This window comes from Flavisphingomonas formosensis (assembly GCF_009755815.1).
In the GTDB taxonomy this organism is placed as follows: Bacteria; Pseudomonadota; Alphaproteobacteria; order Sphingomonadales; family Sphingomonadaceae; genus Flavisphingomonas; species Flavisphingomonas formosensis.
In genome coordinates this window covers 213480-239580 of the sequence record NZ_WRPK01000008.1, presented here as the reverse complement: position 1 = coordinate 239580, position 26101 = coordinate 213480, and the positions used below count along the sequence as shown (strand labels likewise).

At 65.9% G+C, this 26101-nt stretch carries 22 protein-coding genes; 6 read left to right on the top strand and 16 right to left on the bottom strand.

From position 1 onward, the window contains the following. Window positions 1-5 precede the first annotated feature (5 nt). Genes GQY20_RS21560 through GQY20_RS21540 form a run of 5 tightly spaced genes read right to left on the bottom strand, consistent with a single transcriptional unit; the run spans window position 6 to window position 5562 of the window. Window positions 6-851, bottom strand: coding sequence for an oxidoreductase (locus GQY20_RS21560; RefSeq protein WP_198351110.1), 846 nt, complete (start codon window positions 849-851; stop codon window positions 6-8). Beyond that, on the bottom strand, window positions 848-1309 hold the full coding sequence (locus GQY20_RS21555; protein ID WP_157219214.1) for a YybH family protein: 462 nt from the start codon (window positions 1307-1309) through the stop codon (window positions 848-850). Before GQY20_RS21555 ends, GQY20_RS21560 begins: the two co-directional genes overlap by 4 nt. Next, entirely contained in the window at window positions 1309-3303 is a 1995-nt protein-coding gene (locus GQY20_RS21550; RefSeq protein WP_157219213.1) for an oxidoreductase, read from the bottom strand. The genes GQY20_RS21555 and GQY20_RS21550 overlap by 1 nt, the downstream gene beginning before the upstream one ends. Continuing rightward, window positions 3297-4448: a nitronate monooxygenase gene (locus tag GQY20_RS21545; RefSeq protein ID WP_157219212.1), complete on the bottom strand. Its 1152-nt coding sequence runs from the start codon at window positions 4446-4448 to the stop codon at window positions 3297-3299. The genes GQY20_RS21550 and GQY20_RS21545 overlap by 7 nt, the downstream gene beginning before the upstream one ends. A gap of 1 nt (window position 4449) precedes the next feature. Then, window positions 4450-5562, bottom strand: coding sequence for a CaiB/BaiF CoA transferase family protein (locus GQY20_RS21540; protein ID WP_157219211.1), 1113 nt, complete (start codon window positions 5560-5562; stop codon window positions 4450-4452). Window positions 5563-5665: 103 nt separating this feature from the next. Between GQY20_RS21540 and GQY20_RS21535 the strand changes: the two genes are divergently transcribed. From GQY20_RS21535 to GQY20_RS21525, 3 genes are read left to right on the top strand one after another with little or no spacing between them, the layout of a single operon-like run. Further along, the gene (locus tag GQY20_RS21535) at window positions 5666-6790 is read left to right on the top strand and encodes an acyl-CoA dehydrogenase family protein (protein ID WP_157219210.1); all 1125 of its coding nucleotides are present in this window, start codon (window positions 5666-5668) and stop codon (window positions 6788-6790) included. Further along, entirely contained in the window at window positions 6787-7200 is a 414-nt protein-coding gene (locus GQY20_RS21530) for a nuclear transport factor 2 family protein (RefSeq protein WP_157219209.1), read from the top strand. The genes GQY20_RS21535 and GQY20_RS21530 overlap by 4 nt, the downstream gene beginning before the upstream one ends. An 18-nt stretch (window positions 7201-7218) precedes the next feature. Further along, the gene (locus GQY20_RS21525; RefSeq protein WP_157219208.1) at window positions 7219-7989 is read left to right on the top strand and encodes an enoyl-CoA hydratase/isomerase family protein; all 771 of its coding nucleotides are present in this window, start codon (window positions 7219-7221) and stop codon (window positions 7987-7989) included. A 121-nt stretch (window positions 7990-8110) separates the two neighbouring features. Here the strand turns inward: GQY20_RS21525 and GQY20_RS21520 are convergent, their stop codons facing one another. From GQY20_RS21520 to GQY20_RS21490, 7 genes are all read right to left on the bottom strand, one after another. Then, the gene (locus GQY20_RS21520) at window positions 8111-9379 is read right to left on the bottom strand and encodes a spinster family MFS transporter (protein ID WP_157219207.1); all 1269 of its coding nucleotides are present in this window, start codon (window positions 9377-9379) and stop codon (window positions 8111-8113) included. A 2-nt stretch (window positions 9380-9381) separates the two neighbouring features. Beyond that, complete coding sequence (locus tag GQY20_RS21515; protein ID WP_157219206.1) at window positions 9382-10440, bottom strand: aldo/keto reductase; 1059 nt, start codon at window positions 10438-10440, stop codon at window positions 9382-9384. Window positions 10441-10472: 32 nt separating this feature from the next. Beyond that, the gene (locus GQY20_RS21510) at window positions 10473-11939 is read right to left on the bottom strand and encodes an acyl-CoA reductase (protein WP_157219205.1); all 1467 of its coding nucleotides are present in this window, start codon (window positions 11937-11939) and stop codon (window positions 10473-10475) included. After that, a complete protein-coding gene (locus GQY20_RS21505) occupies window positions 11936-13357 on the bottom strand; it encodes a phenylacetate--CoA ligase family protein (protein ID WP_157219204.1) in 1422 nt (473 codons plus the stop codon). The genes GQY20_RS21510 and GQY20_RS21505 overlap by 4 nt, the downstream gene beginning before the upstream one ends. 104 nt (window positions 13358-13461) lie before the next feature. Then, window positions 13462-15891 carry a TonB-dependent receptor gene (locus tag GQY20_RS21500; protein ID WP_157219203.1) on the bottom strand — a complete coding sequence of 810 codons (2430 nt, stop codon included), beginning with the start codon at window positions 15889-15891 and terminating at the stop codon, window positions 13462-13464. Window positions 15892-16016: 125 nt separating this feature from the next. After that, window positions 16017-17495 (bottom strand): acyl-CoA reductase, encoded by a 1479-nt coding sequence (locus GQY20_RS21495; RefSeq protein WP_157219327.1) that lies wholly within the window; start codon window positions 17493-17495, stop codon window positions 16017-16019. 9 nt (window positions 17496-17504) lie between these two features. Further along, window positions 17505-18956 carry a hypothetical protein gene (locus GQY20_RS21490; protein ID WP_157219202.1) on the bottom strand — a complete coding sequence of 484 codons (1452 nt, stop codon included), beginning with the start codon at window positions 18954-18956 and terminating at the stop codon, window positions 17505-17507. A 236-nt stretch (window positions 18957-19192) separates the two neighbouring features. Between GQY20_RS21490 and GQY20_RS21485 the strand changes: the two genes are divergently transcribed. From GQY20_RS21485 to GQY20_RS21475, 3 genes are all read left to right on the top strand, one after another. Continuing rightward, a complete protein-coding gene (locus GQY20_RS21485; RefSeq protein ID WP_198351109.1) occupies window positions 19193-20116 on the top strand; it encodes a LysR family transcriptional regulator in 924 nt (307 codons plus the stop codon). 80 nt (window positions 20117-20196) lie between these two features. Continuing rightward, window positions 20197-20976, top strand: a complete 780-nt coding sequence (locus GQY20_RS21480) for an enoyl-CoA hydratase-related protein (protein ID WP_157219200.1) — start codon at window positions 20197-20199, stop codon at window positions 20974-20976. 84 nt (window positions 20977-21060) lie between these two features. Beyond that, window positions 21061-22146, top strand: coding sequence for an NADH:flavin oxidoreductase (locus tag GQY20_RS21475; RefSeq protein ID WP_157219199.1), 1086 nt, complete (start codon window positions 21061-21063; stop codon window positions 22144-22146). 39 nt (window positions 22147-22185) lie between these two features. On the opposite strand, the gene GQY20_RS21470 is transcribed toward GQY20_RS21475, so the two are convergent. From GQY20_RS21470 to GQY20_RS21455, 4 genes are read right to left on the bottom strand one after another with little or no spacing between them, the layout of a single operon-like run. Continuing rightward, window positions 22186-22980 (bottom strand): SDR family NAD(P)-dependent oxidoreductase, encoded by a 795-nt coding sequence (locus GQY20_RS21470; protein ID WP_198351108.1) that lies wholly within the window; start codon window positions 22978-22980, stop codon window positions 22186-22188. Further along, a complete protein-coding gene (locus GQY20_RS21465) occupies window positions 22980-24077 on the bottom strand; it encodes an NAD(P)-dependent alcohol dehydrogenase (RefSeq protein WP_157219197.1) in 1098 nt (365 codons plus the stop codon). The genes GQY20_RS21470 and GQY20_RS21465 overlap by 1 nt, the downstream gene beginning before the upstream one ends. Window positions 24078-24082: 5 nt before the next feature. Then, window positions 24083-24772 carry a cysteine hydrolase family protein gene (locus GQY20_RS21460; protein WP_157219196.1) on the bottom strand — a complete coding sequence of 230 codons (690 nt, stop codon included), beginning with the start codon at window positions 24770-24772 and terminating at the stop codon, window positions 24083-24085. Between the two features lie 11 nt (window positions 24773-24783). Then, window positions 24784-26022, bottom strand: a complete 1239-nt coding sequence (locus GQY20_RS21455; protein WP_198351107.1) for a cytochrome P450 — start codon at window positions 26020-26022, stop codon at window positions 24784-24786. Between the last annotated feature and the right edge of the window lie 79 nt (window positions 26023-26101).

Sequence of the window (26101 nt, the reverse complement as noted above, 5' to 3'; positions counted from 1 at the left end):
GGATGTCATTCCCCTTCCGGGAAGTCGGCCAGCGGAGCGATCGCCTCGCTGCGCGCGAGGTCGGCGATCTTGGCCTCGAATGCGCGGATGATGGTGGGATGGGCGCGCCCGCCGAGCGCAAGGCGGAGCGGCGGATCGTCTCCCGCCACCATGTCGACGATGATCCTCGCGGCGCGCGCGGGATCGCCCTGCTGCTTGCCGGCGCTCGCGGAATAGGCGCGCCGCTGCGCCGCGACCTCCGCATAATCGGCGATCTCCCCATCCGGCAGATCGAGCGATCGGCCGAAGAAATCGGTGCGGAAGGGGCCGGGGCTGACGATCATCGCGCGGATGCCGAGCGCGGAGGCTTCGCCGGCCAGTGCCTCGGTCATCGCCTCCAGCGCGGCCTTGCTCGCCGAATAATAGCCCGAGCCGGCAAAGCCGCGCGCGCCGGCGGTGGAGGAGACGTTGACCACGAAACCTCGCCGTCGCGCTCGCATCGACGGGAGCAGCGCCCGCATCAGCGCGGCCGGACCGAACACGTTGGTCTCGAACTGGCGTCGCACCTCCGCCTCGCCGGCTTCCTCGATGGTCGACAGGAAGCCGTAGCCGGCATTGTTGACGAGCACGTCGATGGTGCCGAAGCGGGCAAGCGCGCTCTCGACGGCCGCGGCGATCTCGTCCGGCCGGGTGACGTCCAGCCGCGCCGCCAGCACGCGGTCCGGCGCGAGCGCGACGAGATCCGCCACGTCATCCGGCCGGCGCGCGGCGGCGACCGTATTGCCGCCCCGCGCCACGATCTCGCGCACCAGCGCCTTGCCGAAACCGGCCGACGCGCCGGTGACGAACCAAGTCCGATGCCGCAGGCTCATACGATCTCCCCGCCGGCCAGCGCATAGCTGCGCGGGCTCGATCCATGTTCATGGGTGATGCGCCAGCGACCGTCCTCGCCGCGCACCCAGATCAGGGTGAGACGGAACTGCTTGGCGAAGTCGTCGCCGCCGCGCGAGGTGCCGAACCAGTCCGCGCTCACCGACATCCAGGCGACGTCGCCCTGGCGGAAGATGCGGGGCGTCTCGCGGAACCGGAAGTGGATCTCGCTATATTTTTCGAGGACCTTGTACCAGCCGACCTTATATTGATCCCAGCCGACATAACCTTCGAGCGGCGGGGCGACGTCATAGGCAGTGAATTCGTCGTCCATCTTGTAGAGATGCTCGACCTTGGATCGATCGAGGATCCCTTCGCCGATGTCATATTGCCGTCGATAGTCTTCGAGCAATCCTTCGAGGATCGGTATTTCGGGGTCTTCGCCCGTAGCGGTGGCCATCAGATCCTCCTCGCAACGTCATAGGCCCGGGCGATGGTGGAGAAGATCATCCCGCCATCCTCCGAATTCACGTCGAAGGCGTCGCCGACGACATGGGTCTCGATGCCGCGGCTGCGCGCGCCTTCGGCAAGATCGCGCAGGGGATGGCGCTCGCTGGCGAAGACGATCTGGTCGATCGCGCCCAACGCGGTTTCGCCGACATCGCTCAGCAGGGTGAGGCCAGCCGCGTCCAGCCGGATATCGTGCACCGTCTTCACCCGCCTGACGCCCTTTTCGATACAGCGCGCGGTGAGATACCAGCGATCGTTGGCGGCGAGCTTGCCGGCGAAATGCCCCTGCGCCTCCGCCACCGTCACTTTCGCGCCGCTCTCGGAGAGATAGTCGGCGACCTGCATGCCGATCTGATCGCCGCCGATTACCAGCACATTGCGTCCGGCCGGAAGCACCTGCTCGAACAGATCGTCGGCAAGGACGAGATCGATGCCCTCCGCCGCGGTGACGAGATCGGTCAAATTCTGCGGTACCTGCGGCACGCTCCCGGTGGTGATGAATAGGATGTCCGGCGCGATCGCCTCGATCATCGTCATATCGACGCATGTGTTCAGCCGCAGATCGACGCCATATTTGCTGATCTGGCGTGCGTACCAGGGCAGCATGTCGCCGATCTCGCTTCGGCCGGGTACCATCTTCGCCCAGTTGATTTGTCCGCCGATACGGCCGCGTGCCTCGCACAGTATCACCCTGTGTCCGGAAAAGGCGCAGCGGCGCGCCGCCTCGAGTCCGGCGAGCCCCGCGCCCACCACGAGCACGGTCTTGGGATTGGACGCGGCCGAGCCTTCGATGTCGACGCAGACCGATTCCCGCTGCATGCGCGGATTGACGACGCAGCTCACCTGGCCGGGCTGACCCTTCTTGATCGAGCGCATCTCATGGTCGAGGCAGCCGCGGCAATCGGCGAGGCAGCGGCGTATATCGTCGAGCTCGCCGCGCCGCGCTTTTGCGACGATCTGCGAATCCGCGATCATCGGGCGGCCCATGCAGACGATGTCGGCCGTCCCTTCGGCGACCAGCCGGTCGGCCATCACCGGATCCTTGATGCGGCCGATGGTGGCCACTGGGATCGACACCACGGCGCGCACCGCGGCGGCGAGATCGGTGAAGCAGCCCTGTTTCTCGTAGAGCGGCGGCACCGTCAGCCGCGTGCCGCCCATCACCCCGGCGGTGACCGAGAGATAGTCGGCGCCGCGTGCTTCGAGCATCGGCGCGAGCGCGACCGCGTCATCGATCGTCCAGCCGCCTTCGGCAAAGAAGTCGTCGCCGTTGATCTTGATGCCGACGCCGATCTGTGGCCCCACCGCCTCGCGAACGGCCGCCAATATCTCGAACAGGAAGTGCGCCCGGTTGTCGAGACTGCCGCCATAACGGTCCTCGCGCCGGTTGAAATAGGAGGAGAGGAAGGCGCTGATCAGATAGCCGTGGCCCGCATGGATCTCGACGAAATCGACGCCCGCCTGGCGAGCATGCCCGGCAGCGGCGGCGAAGTGGCCGACCACCTCGGCGATCTCGTCGATAGAGAGCGCCTTGAGCTCGAAGCGGGTCCGCACGTCTCCTACCGGCTGTGCATGGGCGCTGATGCCGGAGGGGGAAAGCTGAATGCGCGAGGCGCCCTGCGTACCGCCGTCCCAGAGCTGCAGCCCGAACTTGGTGTCATACTGCTTCACGCCTTCCACCACGCGCGCCAGCGGCTCGACAACCTCGGGATCGAACAGCGCGACCGGCTGGCGGAACGGGCCGGAGGGCGGCACGACCTGCGTCGCCCCGATCGCCATCAGGCCGGGCTCGGCCTGGGCGCGCTCGGCGAAATAGGCGATCATCTCGGGCAGCGGAAAGGCGCGCTCGTCGAGGATCTGGCCCGCCGACATGCCGGGCATCATCACCCGATTGGCGATCTCCATCGGGCCGATCTTCAGCGGGGAGAAGAGGCTGGTCAGCATGGCTCCACCTCCATGAGGCCGCTCATCCGCTCCAGCGCGTCGGCGAAATCCTCCATGAACTCCTGCACGACGGTACGGGCGGACTTGGCGCTGGCGACCATGCCGATGCCCTGGCCGACGCCTTCGGTGAGCATTGCGCGCGCCGCATCGTTGCCGCCATCGACCGACTTCTCGGCGAGCAGCAGGGCGCGATGGGTGAGCAGATATTGGTAGGGCATGGGCAACATGCCCGGGCTGTCCTTGCTCTCCCACGCTTCGTTCCAGGCGGAGCGGAGCTGGCGCGCGGTCTTGCCGGTCATCGCGCGCGAGCGCAGTGTGTCGCGCGAGCGCGCGGCGAGCAGCCGCTCGCGCACAGCCGGATGCACGTCGCTCTCGCTGGTGGTAAGCCAGACCGATCCGGTCCAGGCGCCGGCAGCGCCCATCGCCATGACAGCGGCCATCTGCCGTCCGGTGACGATGCCGCCCGCGGCGAGCACCGGCACGTCGCTGCCCATCGCCTCCAACGCTCGCACCACCTCGGGCACGAGCACCATCGTAGAGACCTCGCCGCAATGCGCGGCCGCCTCGGTGCCCTGCGCCACGAGCACGTCGATGCCGGCCTCGAGCTGGCGCATGGCATGTTCCTTCGATCCGATCAGCGCGCCGACCGGCACGCCCGCGGCATGGCATTTGTCGATCATGAACTGCGGCGGCTTGCCGAGCGCGTTGACGAACAGGCGGATCGGATGGCGCAGCCCCTCATCCACCATGCGTTCGGCGGTGTCGAGGAAATGGCCGATCTCGCGGTCCGTGTCGGAATCGACCGCGGTATCGGTGGCGATGCCGTGGCGGGCCAGCAGATCGTCGACGAAGCGGCGGTGCCCGTCCGGTATCTGCGCCTCGAGCGCCTTGGTGGTGACGGCCTCCGCGTCGCGATCCGCCATATTCTCGGGCACTGCGATGTCGAGGCCGTAGGGGCGGCCGTCGACATGCGCGTCGATCCAGTCAAGCTCGATCTTGAGCTGGTCGGGCGTCATCTTGCCGTTGGTGGCACCGAATACGCCGAAGCCGCCGGCCCGGCTGACCGCGGCGACGACGTCGCGGCAATGGCTGAAAGCGACCAGCGGGAACTCTATCCCCACCAGATCGCAGAATTTGCTTTGCATGTCAGGCAACTCCCCATTCGCGCAATATGTCTTCGCTGTCCTGTCCGGGCACCGGCGGCGGATTGGCGATCGCGCCGGGCGTGCGGCTGAAGCGCGGGCCCGGTGCCGCCTGCAGACAGCCATCGAGGGTGACGAAGCTGCCGCGCGCGGCGAGATGCGGATCGTCCGCCAACTCGCCGGTCGACAATATGGGCGCCACGCAGGATTCGCCGCTGAAGATTTCTGCCCATTCGTCGCGCGTGCGTGTCGCAATGATGGCGGCAGTGCGCACCTTTAGGTCGGGCCAGGCGGCGGGATCCATCTGTCGGTCGAAGGCTGGATCGTCGGCGACGCCGAGACCTTCGCGGAAGGCACGGTAGAATTGAGGTTCGATCGCGCCGACAGACAGATATTTGTCGTCGCGCGTTCGATAGGCTTGGTAGAAATGCGAGGCACCGTCCGAAAAATGACTGCCGCGGCGATCGGTGAAGAGGCCGTTCGCTTTCATGGTGAGCGAGCCCATCAACTGCAGCGCGGCGCCTTCGATCATCGCAGCATCGACCACCTGGCCCTGGCCGGATCGCTGCGCCTCATAGATGGCAGCGAGGATGCCGAAGGCGAGGAATAGCCCGCCGCCGCCCATGTCGCCGACGAAATTGTTCGGGATTGCAGGTACGTCATCCGCTGGACCGATGGTGTGCAGCGCGCCGGAAAGGGCGATATAGTTGATGTCGTGACCGGCATGATGCGCGCGCGGGCCGTCCTGGCCCCAGCCGGTCATCCGGCCGTAGACGAGGCGCGGATTGCGGGCGAGGCAGGTGTCCGGCCCGACGCCGAGCTTCTCCGCGACGCCGGGGCGGTTGGGCTCGATCACCACGTCTGCCTTCTCGACGAGGCGCAGCGCCGTCTCGACCTGCTCCGCTTGCCTGAGATCGAGGATGATCGCGCGGCGCCCGCGGTGCAGCAGGTTGCGCCGCGGATCCAGGCCATAATGCGCCGTCGAGCTCCCCGGCCGATCGATCTGGACGACCTGCGCGCCCAGATCCGCCAGCAACATGCCGCAAAAGGGGCCAGGTCCCAAGCCGGCGAACTCCACGACGCGCAGGCCTTGGAGTGGCCCTTGTCTCTCGCTCATCGAATCGCTCTCCCGAGCCTGATTTTGTCTCGACGAAAATAGATAGCAAGCGTATAATGCTCTGTATAACCATTTTCCGGACAGCAAGAGGAGAGGGACATTCATGGCGCGCATGGGCTATGGCGAGGAGCATGAGGCTTTCCGCCGCACGGTACGGACGTTCCTGGACCGCGAGCATGAGCCGTATCTGAAGCACTATGAGGCGGCCGGGGGCCTCGACCGGGAGTTCTGGCGCAAGGCCGGACAGGCGGGGCTGCTCGGCCTCGCCCATACCGGCGGCGGCGACTTCACCTTCTATGCGATCATGTCCGAGGAACTCGGCCGGACGCCGGGCACCGCCACCACCGGTAGCTCGCTGATGGCGGACGTCGCGACCTATATTCTGGTCAATCATGGCAGTGATGCGCAGAAGGACAAATATCTCGCCGGCATCCTGACCGGCGCGTGGACGCAGGCCATGCCGCTGACCGAGCCGAGCGTGGGCAGCGACGCCACCGCCATCGCGACCACGGCGCTTCGCGACGGCGACGACTATGTCATCAATGGCGAGAAATATTTCATCTCCAACGGGTCCGGCGCCAATCTTCTCTATGTCGTCGCGAAGACCGATCCGTCCAAGGGCGGACGCGGCATGAGCGTGATCATCGTCGAGGCCGATACGCCCGGCGTCTCACAGGCGAAGATTCCGATGATCGGCTGGCGTCAGGGAGATACGGGCGCATTGAACTTCGACAATGTCCGCGTGCCGGCGAGCAATCTCCTCGGTGTCGAAGGCGGCGCGATGAAGATATTGATGGATACGTTCCTCGAGGATCGCATCCAGATCGCGGCGCGGTGCCTGGGTGCGGCGTCACGGGCGTTCGAATTGACCCTGGATTATGTGAAGGAGCGTAAGGTCTTCGGACAGAGGGTGATCGATTTCCAGAACAGCCAGTTCGTCCTCGCAGAGTGCCGCGCCGATATCAAGATCACCGAAACGATGGTCGATACGGCGATGATCAAACTGCGCAATGGGGAATTCACCTTCGAGGACGGTGCGATCCTCAAGCTCTGGGCGACGCAGATGGAAGGACGCGTGCTCGACAAGTGCGTGCAGCTCTTCGGCGGCGCGGGGCTGATGGACGATAACCCCATTTCCCGCATGTGGACGGCGGCTCGCATCCAGCGAATCTACGCCGGAACGGACGAGTTGCAGAAAGTGGCGATCGCGCGGGGGCTGATGCAATGAACGGCGAGGATATCGCCGCCTTCGCGCGCCGTTATGGCGATGCGTGGGCCAGTCCCGACACGGAGCGGTTCGTGGCGATGTTCACGCCGGACGCGACCTACCGGGACGATCAGGTGGGCCGCTACAGTGTCGGACACGCCGATCTGCGCGGGTTCCACGCGCATTTCGTCGCCGCCATTTCCGAGATCCGCATGGAATTCCCGCGCGCCTTCCGTTCGGGCGTGGACGCCTGTCTTGAGTGGACCTTCTCGGGCCGGCAGACCGGCACCTATCATGGCCGGCCGCCCACCGACATCGCCTTCACGGGCAAAGGCGTCGCGGTGATGACGCTGGCGCCCGACGGGCGGATCCGATCGGTGACCGACTATTATGACGGCGGTGCCGTCAAGACGCAGCTCAGCGAAGCATGACGGGCGAGGGGACGTAGGATGACGGTGACGGTTGAGCGGCACGGCGCGGTCGCGGTGGTCGTGCTCGACCGGCCGCAGACCAAGAATGCGATCACCGACGGCATGCGGCGCGAGCTGTGGGAAGCCTATGAGGATTTCGCGCTCGACGGCTCGGTGCGCGCGGTGCTCCTGACCGGGGCGGGCGGCAATTTCTCTTCCGGCGCGGACCTCGCCAGCTTCGGCGGTGGCGGCGTGCCGGGCTCGCTCGGTCGCATGCACGAGCTCGGCCGGATCAACCGCGCCATCTATCATCTGAAGAAGCCGACCATCGCCGCCGTGTCCGGCATCTGCGCCGGCATGTCCTGGGGCTTCGCTTTGTGCTGCGACTTCGTGTTCGCGGCGGAGACGGCGAAGTTCGTGCAGGTGTTTCGCGGCGTTGCGCTGGCGCCCGACGGCGGTTCGATCTGGCTCTTGAGCCGGCTGGTCGGCCCGATGCGCGCCAAGGAGCTCTGCTATACCGGCCGCGTGGTCCGCGCGGAGGAGGCGTTGCGGCTCGGCCTCGCGCTGGAGCTGATGCCGCAGGAGGAGCTGTTCGCGCGGAGCCTCGCTTTCGCCGAGCAGCTCGCCGAGGGCCCGGGCGTCTCGATCTCGCTCGCCAAGCGGCAGACGGATCTCGCTGCCACCCTGTCCTTCGATCAGTTCCTGGAGACGGAGCATGTGATGCAGCCCGTCGCCAGCCGCACCGAGGACCATGCCGAGGGCGTCGCTGCCTTTCGCGAGAAGCGCAAGCCGGTGTTCAAGAGCGCGTGAGATCGGTGGGATTGTCGGTCTCGTCTTCTTGAAGTTCCCGTATTGCCAGCGGAAGCTGGCATCGCTTCAAAAGCATGCGGTTCATGGCCGAGAGTGATCCCAGCTTCGCTGGGATGACGATTCACCTTAGCCTTATCCCGCTTTCCCGGGCGAGCAGCGCCCGCGCGCGCAAGAACATGAGGGCGGAGAGGAGGCAGGTCACCATGCCAGCCATCATCGCATAGCGCAGGCTGTCCGCGCCGTAGAGCGGCTTCCAATGGTCGCTGAGCATGCCGACCAGGAAGGTGGCGAGCGCGCTGCCGATCAGCGCGTTGGCGCAGCTCGATATGCCGGCCGCCGTCGCGCGCGTGTGCGGTGCGCTGATCGCCTGATAGGCGGCGGAATAGCAGGGCGAGTAGAGTACGCTGATGCTGGTGCCGACGAAGGTCGCGGCCAGCGCAAGCGTCTTGGACGGCACGAGGAAGATCAGCATGTAGAGCGGAAACAGCGCGAGCGTGTTCCACAGCGAGAAGCGGATCAGCACGTCCGTATCGCCGTGCGCCGCCAGCCGGTTGCCGATCCACCCGCCGCCGATCAGGCCACAGGCCATACCGCCCGCCATCAGCGGCCCGAAGATCAGGCCGACCTCGCGAACGCTCATGCCATGGCTGCGGATGAAGAAGCTGCCGAGCTGGTTGACCAGGCCGATATTGACGAAGGTGACGACCGATCCCGCGCCGATCAGCCAGACCAGGGGGCGATTGCACCAGACGACGCGAAAGGTGGAGCCGCCTGACGTCGCGGCGACTGGCGCAGCCTCGCGTGGGGGATCCTCGCCGCGCCAAAGGATCAGGAGGCCGACGATCAGCCCCGGCGGCCCGGCAAGGAAAAAGGCGGGACGCCAGCCATAGGCGGAGGCGATCCAGCCGCCGATCATCCAGGCGAGCAATATGCCGGCCATGCCGCCCGCATAGAAGATCGCCATGGCGAGCGGGCGGCGCTCGGGCGGATAGGTGTCGCTGATCAGCGAGATGGCGGCGGGCACGATCGCCGCCTCGCCGACGCCGACGCCCGCGCGCGCCAGGGCGAGCTGCCAGAAATTGCCGGCAAAGCCGCAGGCGACAGTGCACAGGCTCCAGGCGCCGAGCGAGAGTATCACGAGCTTCCTGCGGCTCCAGCGATCGAGCAGCGCGCCGGAAAGCGCGCCGACGATACCGTAGATCACCACGAAGGCGGCGCCGGTGAGCAGGAAGAGCTGCGTGTCCGAGAGCGCGAAGGCCTGCTTCACCGGTTCTGCGACCACGGCCATCATCAGCCGGTCGATATAGGCCATGCAATAGGCGGCGGAGAGCAGGATCAGCAGCAGCGGCGCGGGCGCGCCGGCTCGGCTGCGGGGCGGTCGGTTTTCCATGATCAGCGCACCGAGGGGCCGAATGCCTGTCCGTTCACGCTCATCCCCGAATAGCTGTTGGCCACCGCCATCGGCAGGAACTCCGCCGGGAAGTTCAGCGCCGGCTTCGAGACCGCATCGAGCCGGGCGATGGCGGATGGATCGAGGCGGAGATCGAGTGCGGCGAGATTGGCCTCGAGCTGCGCCATGGTGCGCGCGCCGATGATCGGCGCGGCGACGCCGGGCCGCGCGAGCAGCCAGGCGAGGGCGACGGAGGCGGGACTTGCGCCCTGCTCGGCCGCCACCGCCTTGACCATGTCGACCACCGCGAAATTGCGCTCGTTGAAGTTGCGTGCCAAGCTGGCGGCGCGACCCGGCGAGTCCGCCTGGTGGTTGTCGCGGCTATATTTGCCGCTTAGCATGCCGGCGCGCAGCGGGGACCAGGGCGTGATGCCGAGCCCCATCGCCTGTGCCATCGGCGCCAGCTCGCCCTCCACCGTGCGTTCGAGCAGCGAATATTCGACTTGCAGCGCGATCAGCGGCGCCCATCCGCGGAACCGCGCGATGGTCTGGGCTTCGGCCACCTTCCAGGCCGGCGTATCCGAAAAGCCGATATAGCGGACCTTCCCCGCGCGCACGAGATCGTCGAGCGCGGCCATCGTCTCCTCGATCGGCGTGAAGGGATCGTCCCAATGCTGCCAGTAGAGATCGATATGATCCGTGCGCAGGCGCGTCAGCGAGGCGTTGCAGGCGGCATGGATGGCGCGCCGGCTCGTGCCGCCGCCATTGGGGTTGCCGGGCAGCATGTTGCCGCCGAACTTGGTGGCGAGCACGATCCGGTCGCGCCGTCCCGGCTCGGCGGCGAGCCAGTCACCGATGATCGTCTCCGAGCTGCCCTTGGTATAGATGTTCGCCGTGTCGACGAAGTTACCGCCGAGATCGACATAGGCGTCGAGGATGGTGCTGGCTTCCCCGGCATCGCTGCCGAAGCCCCACTCCGTGCCGAAGGTCATCGCGCCGAGGCCGAAGCGGCTGATCTTGAGGCCCGAGCGGCCGAGGGTGACATAATGGTCGAGCGGCATTGCGGATCTTTCCTGGATGAGATGCGGGAAGGTCAGGCGGCCGCCGCGGGCTGCTGTCGGTCGGGCCAGATCGCGGTCGGATCGTCGCTGTGGACTTCGTTGAGGATCCATTTGCACATGCGGCGCAGCACCTCGATCCCGTCTTGCGGGCCGGCGATGGTCCGCCGGGTGGCGCAGCCGAGCGTCACCAGCCGCTGCGCGCCCTGGATGGCGAGGCGATCGCGGATCTCGTGCATCAGCCGGTCGGGATAGAGGCCGATCGTCTGTGTCCAGGCGGTGACCGCGCCGATCGCGGCATCGAGGCTGTCGACCGGCACCAGATTGGCGACGCGGCCCGAAAGCAGCCGCGAGAATTCGACCGGCTCGTCCATCTGCGAGACGATCACGCCGCCGCGCCCGTCACCGCCGATACGGCGGTAGAGGGCGGAGGCGAAGCGCAGCCCCTCCATCTCCTCCGCAAGCGCGGGATCGAGCGCGGCGACGGGATTGCTGAGCGTCACCGGCAATAGCTGGATCGCCTCGTACAGCAATTCGCCGAAGCGGTTCGCCCGGGCGAGGCCGGCGGCATCTGTGCCCGTCTCGACATGGATGACGCGGGCGTTGAGGCAGGCCTGCTGATTGTTGACCGCGACGTCGAGCGCCGCGCGCCGCGCGCAGGTCCGCATCGTGGCCTCGTCCGCAAAGGCCTCGCGGCCGATGATGGTGGCCGACAGCTTCGGATCCAGCGTGATCAGATCGATGCCGGGCTGGAGATATTTGCTGATGTGCCGGACCGAGGCGAGCCCGCCCCAGGCGACGATCTTCTCGACGGCGGCCGGCTGGTAGAGGCGGCTTTCGATCCGCTCGTCGCCGCCCTTCCAATAGCCGACGCTGATATGACGGGTGATCGGATGATCGGGCGCCATGTCGATCATCGTGCGGGCGATGGCGGCGGCGGTCAGCGGATCGTTGGACGGCGTCTTGACGATCATGTCGCTGCGGACGATCGCGTTGCGCATCACGGTGATCGCGGAGATGGTCGGCACGTTGCCGGCGATGACGTGCAGGGCCCGTGCGCCGAAGGCGCGCACATAGCTGGTCGAGGCGCCTTCGCTGCGCGTCCGCACCCATCCCTCCAGGAAGGGGATGCCGATCAATATGTCGGCCATCTGCCGCATCTCTGCGCGATCGAAGACCTTGCCGAGATTTTTGTAGACGGAGCGGAGGATCGGTTCGCCGAGGCCCGAAGTCTTGCAGGTCAGCGCCAGCGCTTCCTGAAGATGCGCGTTCTTGCCGAAATCCAGCCAGGCGCCGAGCTCTACCAGATAATCGAGTATCTCCTCGAAGGGGAGGGCGTGCAGGTCCGCGATCGCGGAGGGAGGGGAGAGCGGCAGCTTGCCGAGATGATCGAACACGTCCGGGCCGCGGAAGCGGGTGGCGGGATCGCGCCCGCCGAACTCGGTCTCGCCGCTCTCGATGATTTCGCCGCGAATGATCAGGGGAACGCGATAGCCGGTCATGCCGACGCTCCTGTGTTTTCCACGATGAATTCCAGTGCCCGGTCATGCGCGCCCGGTGCGCCGGCGCAGGTGATCTTGTCGTCGCCGCCCTCCTTCTCGGTGTAGCGGCGGATGGTCTTGTCGAGATAGGGGCCGATCCGCCCGCAGGCGCAGCTTTCCGTATCGCCCCAGTGCAGCGTCACCTCGTCGCCGGTCAGGAAGCCGGCCCAATAGGTGGAGGCGTTGAGGTCGATCGCGCCATAGCGGCCGGTGGCGGTGCCGGTGCGGGGCAGCGACTCGCCACTTGCCGGATCGAGCAGGAACGGCACGTGCCAGGCAGGGATGTGATAATGGCCGCTGCCGCAGGCACGCGAGGCTGCGACGATCTCGGTCATGCCATAGCCTTCGACCAGCGCCGCGCCGCCGAGCGCGTGATCGACCGTGGCGCGCCAGCTCTCGGGCAGATCATGGCCCTTCATCCCGCCGCCCGCCGCGACGAAGCTGTCGGCCGCAAAAAGGCCGGAGAGGCCCCGCTTGCCGGCTTCCAGGGCGAGGACATGGAGGGCCGGTACATGGCCCATGATCGAGACGGTCCGTCCCGTCCAGCGACCGGTAATGCGATCGAAGAAGGCATCCCAATGCTCGCCTGAGCGGGCCTGGTCCCTGAGGAAGGCCTCGCGCCGCTCCATCAGGCGCGGCGCGATCTTCAGCATGCCGGCTTCGCCGCGCGATTCCGCGACGCGCAGGCGGCCGCTGATCGAGGCGACGTCTGCCGAGAAGCGCGTCGGATTGGTGGCGATGATCATATCTTCGTCGCCGCCGAACAGCGCGTCGCGCAGGAAGGGGAGCAGCCGGTGCTGCGCCATGCCACCGTGGCGATACTGGGTGTAGATCACGGGTGCCGCCTCGATCGGCACGCCGAGCAGCGGCCGCTCGCCGGGCCAGGGGTCGAACTGCCGACGCTGGCCGCTGACCATCTTGTGCATTTCGGGAATGCCGCGCGGCAGGAAGGAGAGTTTGCCGGACGTGCCGGTGGAATGCATCACCCGGACGTCGGTGCGAGCGTCGAGCAGGTCGAGCCAGTCGTCAATGCTGTCGCAGCCGCGCGCGTCCACGCCCGAGAGGTCATAGGCGGTGAAACCGTCCAGCCATTGCGTCAGCCGATCGAACCGGCCGTTTTCGAGGAAGGACATCGGATAGGATTTCAGCGCCGAATGCGGCACCAGCAGGGGTGCGATGTCGGCGATCTCGGTTATCTCGATGATATGCTGTTCCTGCGCGAGCTGGCGCAGCATCGGGATGCGGTCGACCAGCTGGGCGAAGCGCCCGCGCAGCGCCTCGCGCTGGAGCCGCTGCTGGTCGGCGAGGGGGATGGCGTAGATCTCTGCTTGGGGCAGCTCGATCCAGTCTTCGGGGCGGTCGGCAGAAATGGTCGCCACGCGGGCCTCCTTTTCGTTCGCAATCTCCCGACATGACCATTGGCGTCCGACAGGGGGTGCCGTCCCGCCGCTGCTCCGTGGCAGGGCGGCACCCGCTCTCCCCTTTAGAAATGCAGCCCCATGGTGAGGCCGAAGGTGCGAGGCGCGGCAGGCGCGCCCTTGGTGCCGGATGTGCCGCCATTGGCGATGTAGGCGTAGTATTTTTCCTTGAGCAGGTTGTTGACCCACAGGCGGACGTCCATGCCGCGCTTCAGGCTGGTCCAGCGCAGCGAGGCGTTGACCACGTCGTAGATCGGCTGCCGGGTGAGGTAGAGATTGTCCGGCTCGAAATAATAATTGCCGGTGTGCAGCCAGGAAGCGGTGAAATCGAAGTCGCCGATCGGAGTCGGTAGCAGATAGTCGGCCGAGAGCGACAAAGTGAAGGGTGGGGTCAGCACCGTCTTCTTGCCGCTGAGATTGCAAGTCGCGGCGCCGGCCAGCGGCTTGCCGTTGACCAGCGGTGCGATGATCTGCACCTCCGGGCTCGTCGAAACCGGATAAGCCGACAGGTTCGAGCAATAGGACGGGACCACCGCCTGGCCGGCCGCGGGGGCGTTGGGCCCGGTCAGGAAGAAGGTCGGCCCGTTGGCGAAATCGTCATAGGTGCCCTTCTGCACGTTCACCGCGGCGGTCAGCGTCAGGCGGCGGACCGGCGCGACGGTGAGATCGACGTCGATGCCCTTGATCGTCGCGGCGCCGCCATTGACGAAGATCGTGCCGCCGCCGTCGGACCGGTTGTTCTGAACCTGGATATTCTTGTATTTATAATAATATCCCTCGACGTTCAGGCGCACCATCCGATCGAAGAACTCGCTCTTGAAGCCGGCGGTGAAAGCGTCGATCGTCTCGGGCTTCACCGGAGGCAATGGTGCCGTTACTGACGTAGAATAGCCTGCGAGATTGTAGACGCCGCTTTTGAAACCGCGATTATAGGCGGCATAGATCATCAGATCGTCGCTGAAATGATGATCGACGGCGACGCGCCCGGTGACCGCGTTGAATGTCGCCGCATCGCGGAACGGGCCGTTGAACGCCATATAGCCGTTGGCGCTCAGCACCTGACCCGTGTCGAGGCTGTAGAAGCCGCCTTCGCCGCCATAGCTCGCGCGGTGATCCGAGGTGTAGCGGATGCCGAGCGTCAGGTTGGTTTCCTTGAAGATCGGATAGGTGCCCTGCGCGAAGGCCGAATAGGAATTGGTCCGCATCCGATCGTCGCCCGTCTGATATTTGGGCACGCCGGCGAGGATCGGGCCGTCGGGCGTGGTGAAGGGCGCGCCGGTGATGGCGAGACCCGAATAGCGACCGAGGAAGAAGGTCTTGTCGTGCATGTAGAAGGCGCCGACGATCCATTGGAACTTGTTGCCGTTCGGTGCGGCGAGTTGCAGTTCCTGGGTGAAGGTGTTCGCGCCATATTGGTTGTAGGAATTGAGGAAATTCTGGGGGGATGCGTCCAGATCGAGCGGCGCATTGACGCGCAGCCGGCTGTACGCGGTGATGCTGGTGAGCGTGACAGGGCCGAAATCCTGAACGATCTTGCCGCTATATTGCGCGAACTTCACCGTGTAGGGCCGGTTGATATTGTCGACCGTATCGTAGAATCCGATCGGATCGCCCTTGCCGTCACCATTCCTGTCGGGCAGGCCGGCGCCCGCCACCGGATCATAGCCGCCGCGTCCCTTGGTTCCGGGCACGACGCGATTGGCGAAGCCCATGTCGGACTTGCGATAGGCATACATGCCCGACAGCAGCACGGTGGTGTCGTCGGTCGGCTCCCACAGCAGCTTGCCGCGCACGCCATAGGATTTGTTCGTATAGGCGTCGCTCTTGCCCGGCGTCACCGGGACGGAAGCACCTGTCAGCGTCGATTGGTGCGTCGAAGCATAGTTCTTGCCCCAGCCGTCGCGCTGGTCGGTGTAGAAGGCTGCAATGTTCACCGCGACATTTTTGGTAAGGCCGGTCGATCCGTAGAGCTGGCCGGTGACGGTGTCGTAATTGGCGTAGCCGATATTGGCGTCCACCTTGGTATCGTAGGTCGGGTTACGCGTCTTGACGTGGATGACGCCGCCGGTCGCATTGCGGCCGAACAGCGTTCCCTGCGGGCCCTTGAGCACTTCGACGGCGGAGATATTGTTGAAATCGAAGACAGCCGCGTTGCCCGAGACGAGATAGACGTCGTCGACGAACAGCGCGACCGACGGCTCGTTGCCGACGAAGGACGAGGTGGTGCCAATCCCGCGGATGAAGGGAACGCCGCCCTGGGCCTGGCGAGTGAAGGTGACGCCAGGCATGAGCTGGGTGAGTTGTTCGGGTCCGGATATGCCGGCTTTCTGGGCGATGTCTGCAGTAACCGCCGAAATCGCGATCGGAACATTCTGGAGATTTTCGCCGCGTTTCTGCGCAGTGACGACAATATCTGCGAGACCATTGCCTTCATCGGCCTCGGATTGCGCCGGAGCCGGTGAAGTCTGCGCGAAAGCCGGTTGTATCAGGGCCAATGCAATCGTGGACGCCAATAGGCAACACGTACGACGAAGCGTCATATTTCTCCCCTCCGTGGATTTTGTAACGAATCGTATCGTCCGCTACATTAATGTACGTGTACGTATTGTAATGCGCGTGCTTATGCAAATTCATTTCGCGGCTGGGCGTCGGTTGTCGCTTTCGGGGAGGAGAGGAGGGGCACGACGGAGGGATCGTTGCTTTCGTCGCTGATCCATTTGCACATGCGGCGGAGCGGCTCCATGCCGTCATGCGGGCCAGCCATCGCAGCCTTGCAGGCATAGCCGAGCGAGACGAGCCGCTGCGCGCCGTTGAATACCAGCCGGTCGCGCAGCCTTTCCTTGAGCGCGTCGGGATAGATGCCGATCGACTGGGTGTAGGAGGTGACGGACCGCACCGCGATATCGAGATCGTCGATCGGCACCAGATTGGCGACGCGGTTGTTCAGTAGCGGCGCGAAATCGACGGGCTCGTCGATCTGGGAGAGGATCACCGCGCCTTCGGCGCCGCCGCCGATCACCTTGTGATCGAAGCTCGCCAGGCGCAGCGCCTGCACTTCCTCGGCGAGCGCGGTATCCAGCGGGGCGGCGGCGCTGCACGTCTCCGGCAGTGCCTGGATGGCGTCGAACAACAGGGTGCCGAAACGGTTCGCGGCGGCAAGGCCGGCGGCATCGGTACCCGTCTCGACATAGGTGACGCGCGAATTGGCGCAGGCCTGCTGGTTGAAATAGGCGATGTCGAGGGCGAGTCTCACCGCGGCGTCGTGCATGGATCGATCGTCGGCAAAGGCCTCGCGGCCGACGATCGAGGAGGAGAGCTTGGGATCCATGGTGATCAGGTCGATGCCCGGCTGGATATAGCGCGCGATGTGGGTGATCGAGGCCTGACCGCCCCAGGCGATGATCTTCTCGATCCGGTCGGGGCGATAGAGTTCGGCTTCCACCGCTTCGTCGCCGCCCTTCCAATAGGCGATCGAGAGATGCCGCGTCACCGGATGGTCGGGGTCCATAGCGATCATGGTGCGGGCGATGGCGGCCGCGGTAGCGGGATCGTTGGACGGCGTCTTGAAGATCGCGTCGCTGCGCGTGATCGCGTTGCGGATGATGCCGAGCGCGGACGGCATCGGGACGTTGCCGGCCAGCACATGCACGGCCCGGGCGCCGAAGGCGCGTATGTTGCAGACGCAGCCGTTCGCCATCGGCCGGGGCACCCAGCCGTCCAGATAGTCTATGCCGATCGCATTGTCGGCGAGCTCGCGGATGAAGGCAGCGGAGAAGAGGTCGCCCAGCGTCGCATAGAGATGGCGGACGATGCCGCCGGTGAGCCCCGAGGAGCGCACCGAAAGCGCATAGGCTTCCTGTAGATGGGGATTGCGGTCGAGTCGCAGCTCGCGGCCCAGCGCGGCGAGGAAGGCGATGATCTCCTCGGTGCTGAGCGCGTGGATGTCGGCGAGGTCGGCCGGATCGGCGAGCGGCAGCGCGTGGATGTGCCGGCGCACGTCGGGCGTTTCGAACGCGGCGCCGTCGCGGCGCATGGCGAAGCGCAGCGTGTCGCCCTCGACGATGCGGCCGCGGATGATCAGCGGAACATGGAAGCCCATCATTTCCTCCTAGGCCGAAGCCGCGCCGATGAAGGCGAGCGCGCGGTCGTGCAGGCCGGGAGCGCCGGCACATGTGATCTTGTCGTCGCCGCCCCGCAGCGCGCCGTAGCGGCGGATCGGGCCGGCAATGTAGCTGCCCCTGCGCCCGCAGCGGCACGGCGTCTCGTCGCCGAAGTCCAGCATCACTTCGTCGCCGGTCAGGAAGCCTCCCCAGCGTGTCTCGCAGGCGATGTCGAAGATGCCCAGCCGCCCGGTCGCGCGCCCAAGCCGCGGCAGGATCGCGCCGCTATCGGGATCGATCAGATAAGGAATGAGGTTCGGCACGATATGATAATGACCGCGCGGGCACATGCGGGTGATCGCGGAGGCTGCTTCGGACATGCCGTAACCCTGCGGCGGAAAGGGAAGGCCGGTGAAGCGCTCCACCTGCTCGCGATAGCCGGGGGGCAGGGCGCGGCCCTTGTCGCCGCCTGCCATGAAGAAGATGCTGTCGGGCGCGAACAGGCCCTCGAGCCCCCGGGCGACGCCGGCGCACATGGCTTCGACGGTCGGCGGCAGCACACCCTTCAGCACGACGCGGGCCCCGCGATAGCGCGTGGCGAGCGCATCGAAGAAGGCCTCACGATGGCGGGGCGCCTCCTCCTGTTCGCGCAGGAAGCGCTCGCGCTGCGCCATCAGCCCCGGCGAAAGCTGGATGCGGCCCACGGCGCCGCGTGCCTGCGCGCCCTCCAGCCGGCCGGCCAGCGAGGCCATGTCGGCGCTGATCCGGCTGGGATCGAGGCAGAGCACCCGGCTTTCGTCGCCGCCATAATAATAGTCGACGATCGCCTGGATCGATCGCGGGAAGCTTTGCGAGCCATGGCGGTAGCCGAAGGCGATCAGCGGCAGCTCGCCGAGATCGATGCCGTCATGCGTGTGCGGGCCGTCCTCGTCGCCGAAACTTTCGAAGCTGCGCTTGATACCCTTGATCGACGTGATCGCCTCGGCGCGGCTTTGCGGCACGAAGGAGAGCTTGCCGGTGGTACCGGAGGAATGGCGCAGGCGCAGCTCCGTCTCGGCGTCGAGCCGGTCGATCCAGGCGTCGATGGTCTCCAGCCCGGCGCAATCCACTCCGCCGAGATCGATCGCGGTGAGCGTGCCGAGCCAGCGGGTGAGCTGGTCGAAGCGGCCCTTCTCCATCGCGGACAGCGGATAGGATTTGTACATCGTGTGGGGGAACAGAAGCAGCGCGCCATCTTCCAGCCGCTCGATGCGGGAGAGCTTCTGCTCCTCGGCGAAGCGGGCGAGCACCGGGACGCGGTCGGCCAGCGCCGCGAAGCGCAACTGCAGGGCGCGCAGCTGGATCTCTTCCAACGCGTCGCGCTCGAAGGAGAATTTCCGCGTCAGCGGGAGATCCACGATCGCGGCGGGATCCTCTGCCCGGATGTCCGCGGTCGCAGGCGTGGCGATGGATGTCGCCATGGCGTCCTCTCCTTTTGGATGGCCCGATGCCGGGCGATCCGGCTCGGCTTGCTCTCCGTTGGGGAGGCTAGGCCGGGCGTCGCCGTGAACGCCAATGATCATTCGTCATTCTGCGAATGCATCAGAATAATATGGAGGCAAATAGTAATTTAGATGATTGTATGTATCTGTCCACTATGCCAGTGTCGCGAAGGACCCCGATGGGACCGGGAGGGGAAAGGCCTCGTCATACGGCCATGCGCGAAGTCAATCTGTCCGCGATCGATCTCAACCTGCTCGTCGTGTTCGAGGCGATCCTGGCCGAGCAGAGCGTGTCAGGTGCCGCGCGGCGCGTGCATCTCACCCAGTCAGCCGTCAGCCATGCCCTGGGCCGGCTGCGCCATCTGGTCGGTGATCCGCTGTTCCTGCGCACGCCGCAAGGGATGGTGCCCACCGCTCATGCGCAGGCGATCGCCCCTCGTATCCGGAACGCGCTGGGCGAGATTCAGCAGGCGCTGTACCCGGAGGACAGCTTCGATCCGGCGCAGTCCACCGATCGCTTCCGCATCGGGATGACCGACTATATGGCCTATATCCTGATGCCGGAGCTCGCCGCGCGGCTGGAACGCAGCGCGCCCGGTATCGTTGTGACCGTGATCCCGCTGCATGCGCGCGCCTGCGTCGGCCGGATCGAGGACGGCGAGATCGATCTGTTCGTCGGCAATCCGCCGGTCGATCCGCCGCAGCATCTGGCGAGCCTGGCGATCTTCGGGGAAGACCATGTCTGCGTCGCCCGCGCGGGCCATCCGGCCTTTCCGCTTCCGCTGTCGCGCAAGGCGTTCCTGGCCCGGCGCCATCTCAACGTCGCCCCGTCGGGCGAGCCGGGTTATGTCGATCGCGAGCTCGGGCTTCACGGCGTCAGCCGCGATATCGCGATGACGGTGGGCAGCTTCCTGCTCGTGCCCGCGCTCCTGGATCGCAGCGACCTGATCGCGGTGCTGCCGGCCCGCCTCGCGCTGCGGCTGGCGGCGCCCTATGCGCTGCAGCTGTCGCCGCTGCCCTTCGCCCTGCGCCAATCCCCGATTGCGCTCACCTGGCATCGACGGTTCGACAAGGATCCGGGTCTGTTGTGGCTATGCCGGGAAATCGTCGATCTGTGTGGGGACGGGGTGTCGCCATGAGCCGCGTCGTGCCACGGGCGGCGGACCGCCGGCGCCCCCGGTTGAGCCTGTTTCCAGTCCGATCGCGAGAGGAGCCGATCATGCAGTTCATCACCGTCGACCATGCGGGGCCCGTCACCACCATCACGCTTAATCGCCCGGAGGTGATGAACGCGATCAATATCGAGATGCACCACGAGCTGCAGGCGGCATTCGATGCCTTCGCGGCCGATCCCGACCAGTTCGCTTGCGTCGTGACGGGCGCGGGCGATCGTGCCTTCTGCGCGGGATCGGATCTGAAGGCGGCCGCGGCGGGCGGCATTCCGGCCGCCTATCCGCGCAACGGCTATGCCGGCCTGATCGAGCGTTTTGATTGTCCCAAGCCGTTCATCGCGGCAGTCAACGGCGTCGCGCTTGGCGGCGGTTTTGAGGTCGCGCTGGCCTGCGACATCATCGTTGCGTCGGACAGAGCCAGTTTCGGCCTGCCCGAGCCGCTGGTCGGCGCGGTGGCGCTGGGCGGCGGCCTGCATCGGCTGGCGCGGCAGATGCCACTCAAGCAGGCCATGGGCGCGATCCTCGCCTCGCGGCGCATCGGTGCGGAGGAGGGGTTGCGTATGGGCTTCGTCAACGAGGTCGTGCCGGCTGCGGATCTGGCGGCGGCCACGCAGCGTTGGGTGGACGACATCGTGCGCGCCTCGCCCGTCGCCGTGCGGACGTCCAAGGCGGTGGTGACGCGCGGGCTTGCCGAGCCGAGCGTCGAAAGCGCGATGCGCCACCAGAAGGACTATCCCGAATTCGTCGCCTGGCGCGCCAGCGAGGATGCCAGGGAAGGCCCACGCGCCTTCGCCGAGAAGCGCAAGCCGAACTGGACGGGGCGGTGATGCGCGCGTCTTTCGAATCGCATTTGCCAGAAACTAGTTCGCTAGATTACTATATTATCGTTCCAACAAGCGGAGAGTTGCCACGTGTCCGTCAGCCTAGCCGATCCGATCGCATTTCCACGAGGGCCGGGATGGCGCAACCGCATCGCCCTCGCGCCGCTCACCAATTGGCAGAGCCATGATGACGGCACGTTGGGCGATGACGAATATCGCTTTCTGACGCGCCGGGCCGAGGGCGGCTTCGGCCTGGTGATGACCTGCGCGGCGGCAGTGCAGAAGAGCGGCGTCTCTTTCCCCGGCCAGCTTGCGGTCTATTCCGACGATCACGTCGAGGGGCTGGCGCGGCTGGCCGCCGGATTGAGGGCCCGCGGCGCCGCTTCGGCGGTGCAGCTCCAGCATGCCGGCTCGCGCGGCAATCCGGAGATCAGCGGTGAGCAGGCGGTGTCGCCTTTCGCTTATGCGAAGCGCAACGTCCGCGCGCTGACGACGGCGGAGGTCGAGCAACTCGTGCGGGATTTCGTCGCGGCCGCGGTGCGCTGCGAACGGGCAGGGATCGACGGCGTCGAGCTGCACGGCGCTCATGGCTATATGCTCTGCCAGTTCCTCAATGCAGAAGAGAATAACCGCGACGACGGTTATGGCGGCTCCTATCGCAACCGCACGCGCATCTATCGCGAGATCATCGACGGCATCCGTGCCGCCACCGGGGCGGACTTCCAGCTCGGTGTCCGGTTGTCACCGGAGAAATATGCCTATTCGACCGATGAGGCGATCGCTTTTGCGGAAGAGTTGCTCGGCGGCGGACAGCTCGATTATCTCGACATGTCCCTGTGGGACAGCTTCAAGCTTCCGGACGAGAGCGGCTATCATCCCGCCCGTCTGGTCGACGTCTTCGGCCGGCTTCCGCGCAGCGGCGGCGTGCGACTCGGCGTCGCCGGTCATATCTTCTCTTCGAAGGATGCGCAGGATTGCCTCGATAGCGGCGCGGATTTCGTCTTCTTCGGCCGCGGCGCGATCCTGCACCACGACATGGCGCGCCGCGCGATCGAGGAGCCGGAATTCGTGTCGAAGACGTTCCCGGTGACACGCGACTATCTTGCGCAACAGGCGGTCGGGCCGGCCTTTCAGACTTATCTCGCGACGGGCTGGAAGAATTACGTCGCCGATTGACCGGATGCGCGCCGCAGCATCGCCGCGGCGCGTATCGGTTCATCCCGCAACCAGCTTCGGCGGCGGAAAGGCGTCCTGGTTGGTGGCGGAAAGGCCGCCGTCGACGATCAGCAGGTGCCCCGTCACCTTGCGCGCGCCGGATCCCGCCAGGAACAGCGCCGGCGCCACCATGTCCTCCGCCTTCGTCCATCCCTTGATCGGCGCGATGTCTCCATAATAGTCGAACAGCGCCTTGTCGTCGGGCAGGTAATCGGTGGTCATCTGGGTGAGCACCGGCCCCGGCAGGATGGCATTGACCCGCACGCCCTGCGGGCCGAGCTCGCAGGCCAGCGTCTTCACCATCTGGTTGAGCGCCGCCTTGGACGAGCCGTAGGCGCCGCCGAACGGCGTGCCGCCGAGCCCGCGGATCGAGGAGACGATGATGATGTTGGCGCCCGGCCGCGCGGTCATGTCGGCAGCCAGCGCCTTGACCAGGATCAGAGCCGCACCGACATTGACCTGGAAGGTCTTGAGCCATGTCTCCATCGGCAGATCGAGCAGCGGCGAGGGCGTGGGCGAGAAGGCGGCGTTGCTCACCATGACGTCGACGCCGCCCGTTTCCAGCGCGTGCGCCGCCAGCGCCTCGACGGCGGATCGATCGGCCAGATCGGTCGGCACCACGTCGGCCTTGCGGCCCAGCGCGCGGGCCTCGCCCGCCACCTCATCGAGTTCCCCGGTCGAGCGTGCGGCGAGGATGAGATCGGCGCCCTCCGTGGCAAAGGCGAGGGCGATGGCCCGCCCGATGCCGCGCCCGGCGCCCGTCACCAGGATGCGCTTTCCGGAAAAGCTCCCCATCATGCCGCCTCGAACAGGATGATGGGTTTGATCGTCTTGCCCGAGTTGGAATCGGCCACCGCCTTGTTGATCTCGTCCAGCGCGTAGAAGGCGGACAGCCTGTCGACCGGGAATTTGCCCTCCAGATACCAGTCGACGAGCTGCGGGATCAGCACGGCCGGATCGCAATCCCCGTTGACCACGCCGCGGATCACCCGTCCACTGATCAGCGGCAGGATGTTGAGCGTCACCATCGGGTCCTTCGATGCGCCGAGCAGGACGCAGGTGCCGCGTTCCTTCAGCGCGGCCACCGCGGCGGCGATCAGCGCGGGCACGCCCGACGTGTCGATCGCCTGTTCGACGCCACCGATCGCCTGCAGTGTTTCGCCGAGATCCTGTTTCGACGTGTCTATCGTGTCGGTCGCGCCCAGCTCGCGCGCCAAGGCGAGGCGGCTTTCCACCCGGTCGATCGCAACGATCCGGCCCGCTCCGATCGCCTTGGCCGCCATCAGCGCCGACATGCCGACCGCGCCCGTACCAAAAACCGCGATGGTCGTGCTGGCATCGGGCTTCAGCACGTTGATCACCGTTCCTGCGCCGGTCGAGAGGCCGCAGCCGAGCGGGCCGAGCAGGGCGAGCGGCGCGTCCTTGCGTACCTTGATCGTGTTGCGTGTGCTGGACAGCGCATAGGTCGCGAAGCTGGATTGGCCGAAAAAGGCGCCACCGAGTGGTGCGCCGGCTGCGTCCTGCAGCGTCGCCGATCCGTCCGGGCGCCGGGTGTAGAAGTTGAGCAACGGATAATTCTGGCAATAGGCGGGATGCGCGTCGATGCACGGCGCGCATGTGCCGCAGGTGTTGAAGGTGAGGACGACAGGATCGCCCGGCGCGAAGCCGCTGACCGAATCGCCGACCCGCTCTACGATGCCCGCGCCCTCATGCCCCAGCACATAGGGGAGAGGCAGTGGCATGATCTGCTCGACGATGGCGAGATCGGTGTGGCAGATCCCGGTCGCAACGAGCCTGACCAATATCTCGTCGGGCCGCGGCTCGACCAGCTCGATGTCTTCCACGGTGAATTCGCCATGCGCTTCGCGCGCAACGGCAGCCCGGATCTTCATGGATGTCATACTCCTTCGGAAAGGGAAGCGTGGCTGGCCGCGAACTGCGCGATCACCATGTCGGTGGTGATCACCTCGCCGACGATCGCCGCGGCGCTGAGCAGCGCGGCGGCATGCTCCTCGTCGGTGAGTGCCGCGGTGGCATCGGACAAGAAGCGGACCCGATAATCGCGCATCGCGGCATCACGCGCAGTGCTTTCGCAGCAGCAATTGCTGATCGTGCCGACCACGAAGATATCCTCGACGCCGCGGGTACGCAGCCAGCCGTCGAGGTCGATGGCCGCATTGACGAAGCAGCTGAAGCGATATTTGTCGAACACCAGATCATGGGCTGCCGCGTCGAGCCCGGCGTAAAGAGCATGGCCCGGCGCGCCCGCACGCAGATGTGGTGCGCTGAAGCTTGAAAGGCTGCCTTCGAAGCGCTGCCAGTCCGGCTGGCGGCCGGGCCCGTCGCCGACGACGGTATGGCGCGACCAGCAGATCGCGGCTCCCGCCGTGCGCGCTGCCTGACAGAGCCGGTTGATATTGGGTACGATGTCGAGCGTGTTCGGATTGGGAAAGGCGGCTGTTTCGCCGACGAAGGCCGCCTGCATGTCGACCACGATCACCGCGGCGCGACTCGCGGCGAGCGGCGGAAAGCGGTTCATTGCCGCACTACGCGCGAGCGCCCAGTCCGGTACCTGATGGGGGTGCATGGTCGGGCTCCTCAGTGCGGCTTGCGCTCGGTCAGCCGGATCGGCAGCGCCTCCAGCCCGCGAAACGCCATGGTGGGCGAGAAATCGAGCCGTTCGTCGACCAACTCGAAATCGAAGCGGTTGACGAAGGCAGGAAAGAACTCGCCCAGCACCATCTTGGCGAGCAGATGGCCGATGCAATGGTGCAGCCCTGGTGCAAAGGCCATGTTGGCCTGTTGGCTGCGCGCAAAATCGAACCGGTCGGGTTGGGCGAAGACGGCCGGGTCGCGGTTGGCCGCGCCCTGGCAGAGCAGAACGAACTGCCCCTTGCTGAGCTTATGGCCGTTCCAGTCGAAATCCTCGGCCACGACGCGCGACATGAAGGTGGACATTTGCGCTTTGCGCTGGATCTCCATCACCTTGTCGGTCCCGAATGCCGGATCGGCGCGCAGCGTCGCCACTGCGGCGGGATCACGCGCCAGCTCGGCGATGCCGAGCGCCATGGTGTTCACGGTTGTGTCGTGACCGGCGATGAGGGTGATCTGGCAGACGCCGAACATCTCCTCGTCGGTCAGCGTGTCGCCTTCGTCCACCGCCGTCACCAAAGCGGAGATGAAGTCGTTGCCTGGATTTCGCCGACGTTCCTCGAACATCGGATTGAAGAGGTCGCGCAATTCGCCGATCACCTTGTCCACTTCGATGAGATCGGGGAGAGGCACGTTGAGATTGCCCGTGGTATTCATGCAGATCGACCAGTGCTGGAGGCGCGCGATCAGCGTGTCGTCGAAGCCAAGGACCTTCAGGATCATGCGCGCGGGAATGATCCGGGCGACCTCTTCGACGAAATCGACCGGGCCGTCCACCATCGCGACCGCATCCAGCGTCTCTTGGACGTAGCGCTGGACGTCGGGCCGAATCGCCCCGACCACTGGCTTGCCGAACGCCTTCTGGATGAGGCGCCGGATCCGGTGATGCTCGTCGCCGTCCATGTTGAGCAGCCAATGGCGCGGCGCGCTCATCACCTCGGGGATCTGCGCCCGCTCCTCGGCATTCAGATGCGCCACCGCGAGATAGGGGAGCCGCACGGACGACAGCGGGAGCCGGCCATAATAGCCGTCGAGCACTTCCTTGTGCCCGGTGACCAGCCAGGCCTGGTTGAGTGCGCTCCAATAGATCGGGTCAACAGCGCGCAAGGCATCCAGCCGATCGACCAGATTGTTACCCAATCCTTTGATATCCATATGAAAATCGAGTTCGGCCTCCACCGTCATGCCTCTCTCCCATCCGCCCCGTGGCGAAAATGCCGCAGGGGGCATTATCGTAATGACGCTTATTATTATTCGGTTGACA

Coding starts and splice junctions, on each gene's coding strand:
- GQY20_RS21560 (WP_198351110.1), bottom strand. CDS start 851: ATGAGCCTGCGGCATCGGACTTGGTTCGTCACCGGCGCGTCGGCCGGT.
- GQY20_RS21555 (WP_157219214.1), bottom strand. CDS start 1,309: ATGGCCACCGCTACGGGCGAAGACCCCGAAATACCGATCCTCGAAGGA.
- GQY20_RS21550 (WP_157219213.1), bottom strand. CDS start 3,303: ATGCTGACCAGCCTCTTCTCCCCGCTGAAGATCGGCCCGATGGAGATC.
- GQY20_RS21545 (WP_157219212.1), bottom strand. CDS start 4,448: ATGCAAAGCAAATTCTGCGATCTGGTGGGGATAGAGTTCCCGCTGGTC.
- GQY20_RS21540 (WP_157219211.1), bottom strand. CDS start 5,562: ATGAGCGAGAGACAAGGGCCACTCCAAGGCCTGCGCGTCGTGGAGTTC.
- GQY20_RS21535 (WP_157219210.1), top strand. CDS start 5,666: ATGGCGCGCATGGGCTATGGCGAGGAGCATGAGGCTTTCCGCCGCACG.
- GQY20_RS21530 (WP_157219209.1), top strand. CDS start 6,787: ATGAACGGCGAGGATATCGCCGCCTTCGCGCGCCGTTATGGCGATGCG.
- GQY20_RS21525 (WP_157219208.1), top strand. CDS start 7,219: ATGACGGTGACGGTTGAGCGGCACGGCGCGGTCGCGGTGGTCGTGCTC.
- GQY20_RS21520 (WP_157219207.1), bottom strand. CDS start 9,379: ATGGAAAACCGACCGCCCCGCAGCCGAGCCGGCGCGCCCGCGCCGCTG.
- GQY20_RS21515 (WP_157219206.1), bottom strand. CDS start 10,440: ATGCCGCTCGACCATTATGTCACCCTCGGCCGCTCGGGCCTCAAGATC.
- GQY20_RS21510 (WP_157219205.1), bottom strand. CDS start 11,939: ATGACCGGCTATCGCGTTCCCCTGATCATTCGCGGCGAAATCATCGAG.
- GQY20_RS21495 (WP_157219327.1), bottom strand. CDS start 17,495: ATGGGCTTCCATGTTCCGCTGATCATCCGCGGCCGCATCGTCGAGGGC.
- GQY20_RS21490 (WP_157219202.1), bottom strand. CDS start 18,956: ATGGCGACATCCATCGCCACGCCTGCGACCGCGGACATCCGGGCAGAG.
- GQY20_RS21485 (WP_198351109.1), top strand. CDS start 19,193: ATGCGCGAAGTCAATCTGTCCGCGATCGATCTCAACCTGCTCGTCGTG.
- GQY20_RS21480 (WP_157219200.1), top strand. CDS start 20,197: ATGCAGTTCATCACCGTCGACCATGCGGGGCCCGTCACCACCATCACG.
- GQY20_RS21470 (WP_198351108.1), bottom strand. CDS start 22,980: ATGGGGAGCTTTTCCGGAAAGCGCATCCTGGTGACGGGCGCCGGGCGC.
- GQY20_RS21465 (WP_157219197.1), bottom strand. CDS start 24,077: ATGAAGATCCGGGCTGCCGTTGCGCGCGAAGCGCATGGCGAATTCACC.
- GQY20_RS21460 (WP_157219196.1), bottom strand. CDS start 24,772: ATGCACCCCCATCAGGTACCGGACTGGGCGCTCGCGCGTAGTGCGGCA.
- GQY20_RS21455 (WP_198351107.1), bottom strand. CDS start 26,022: ATGACGGTGGAGGCCGAACTCGATTTTCATATGGATATCAAAGGATTG.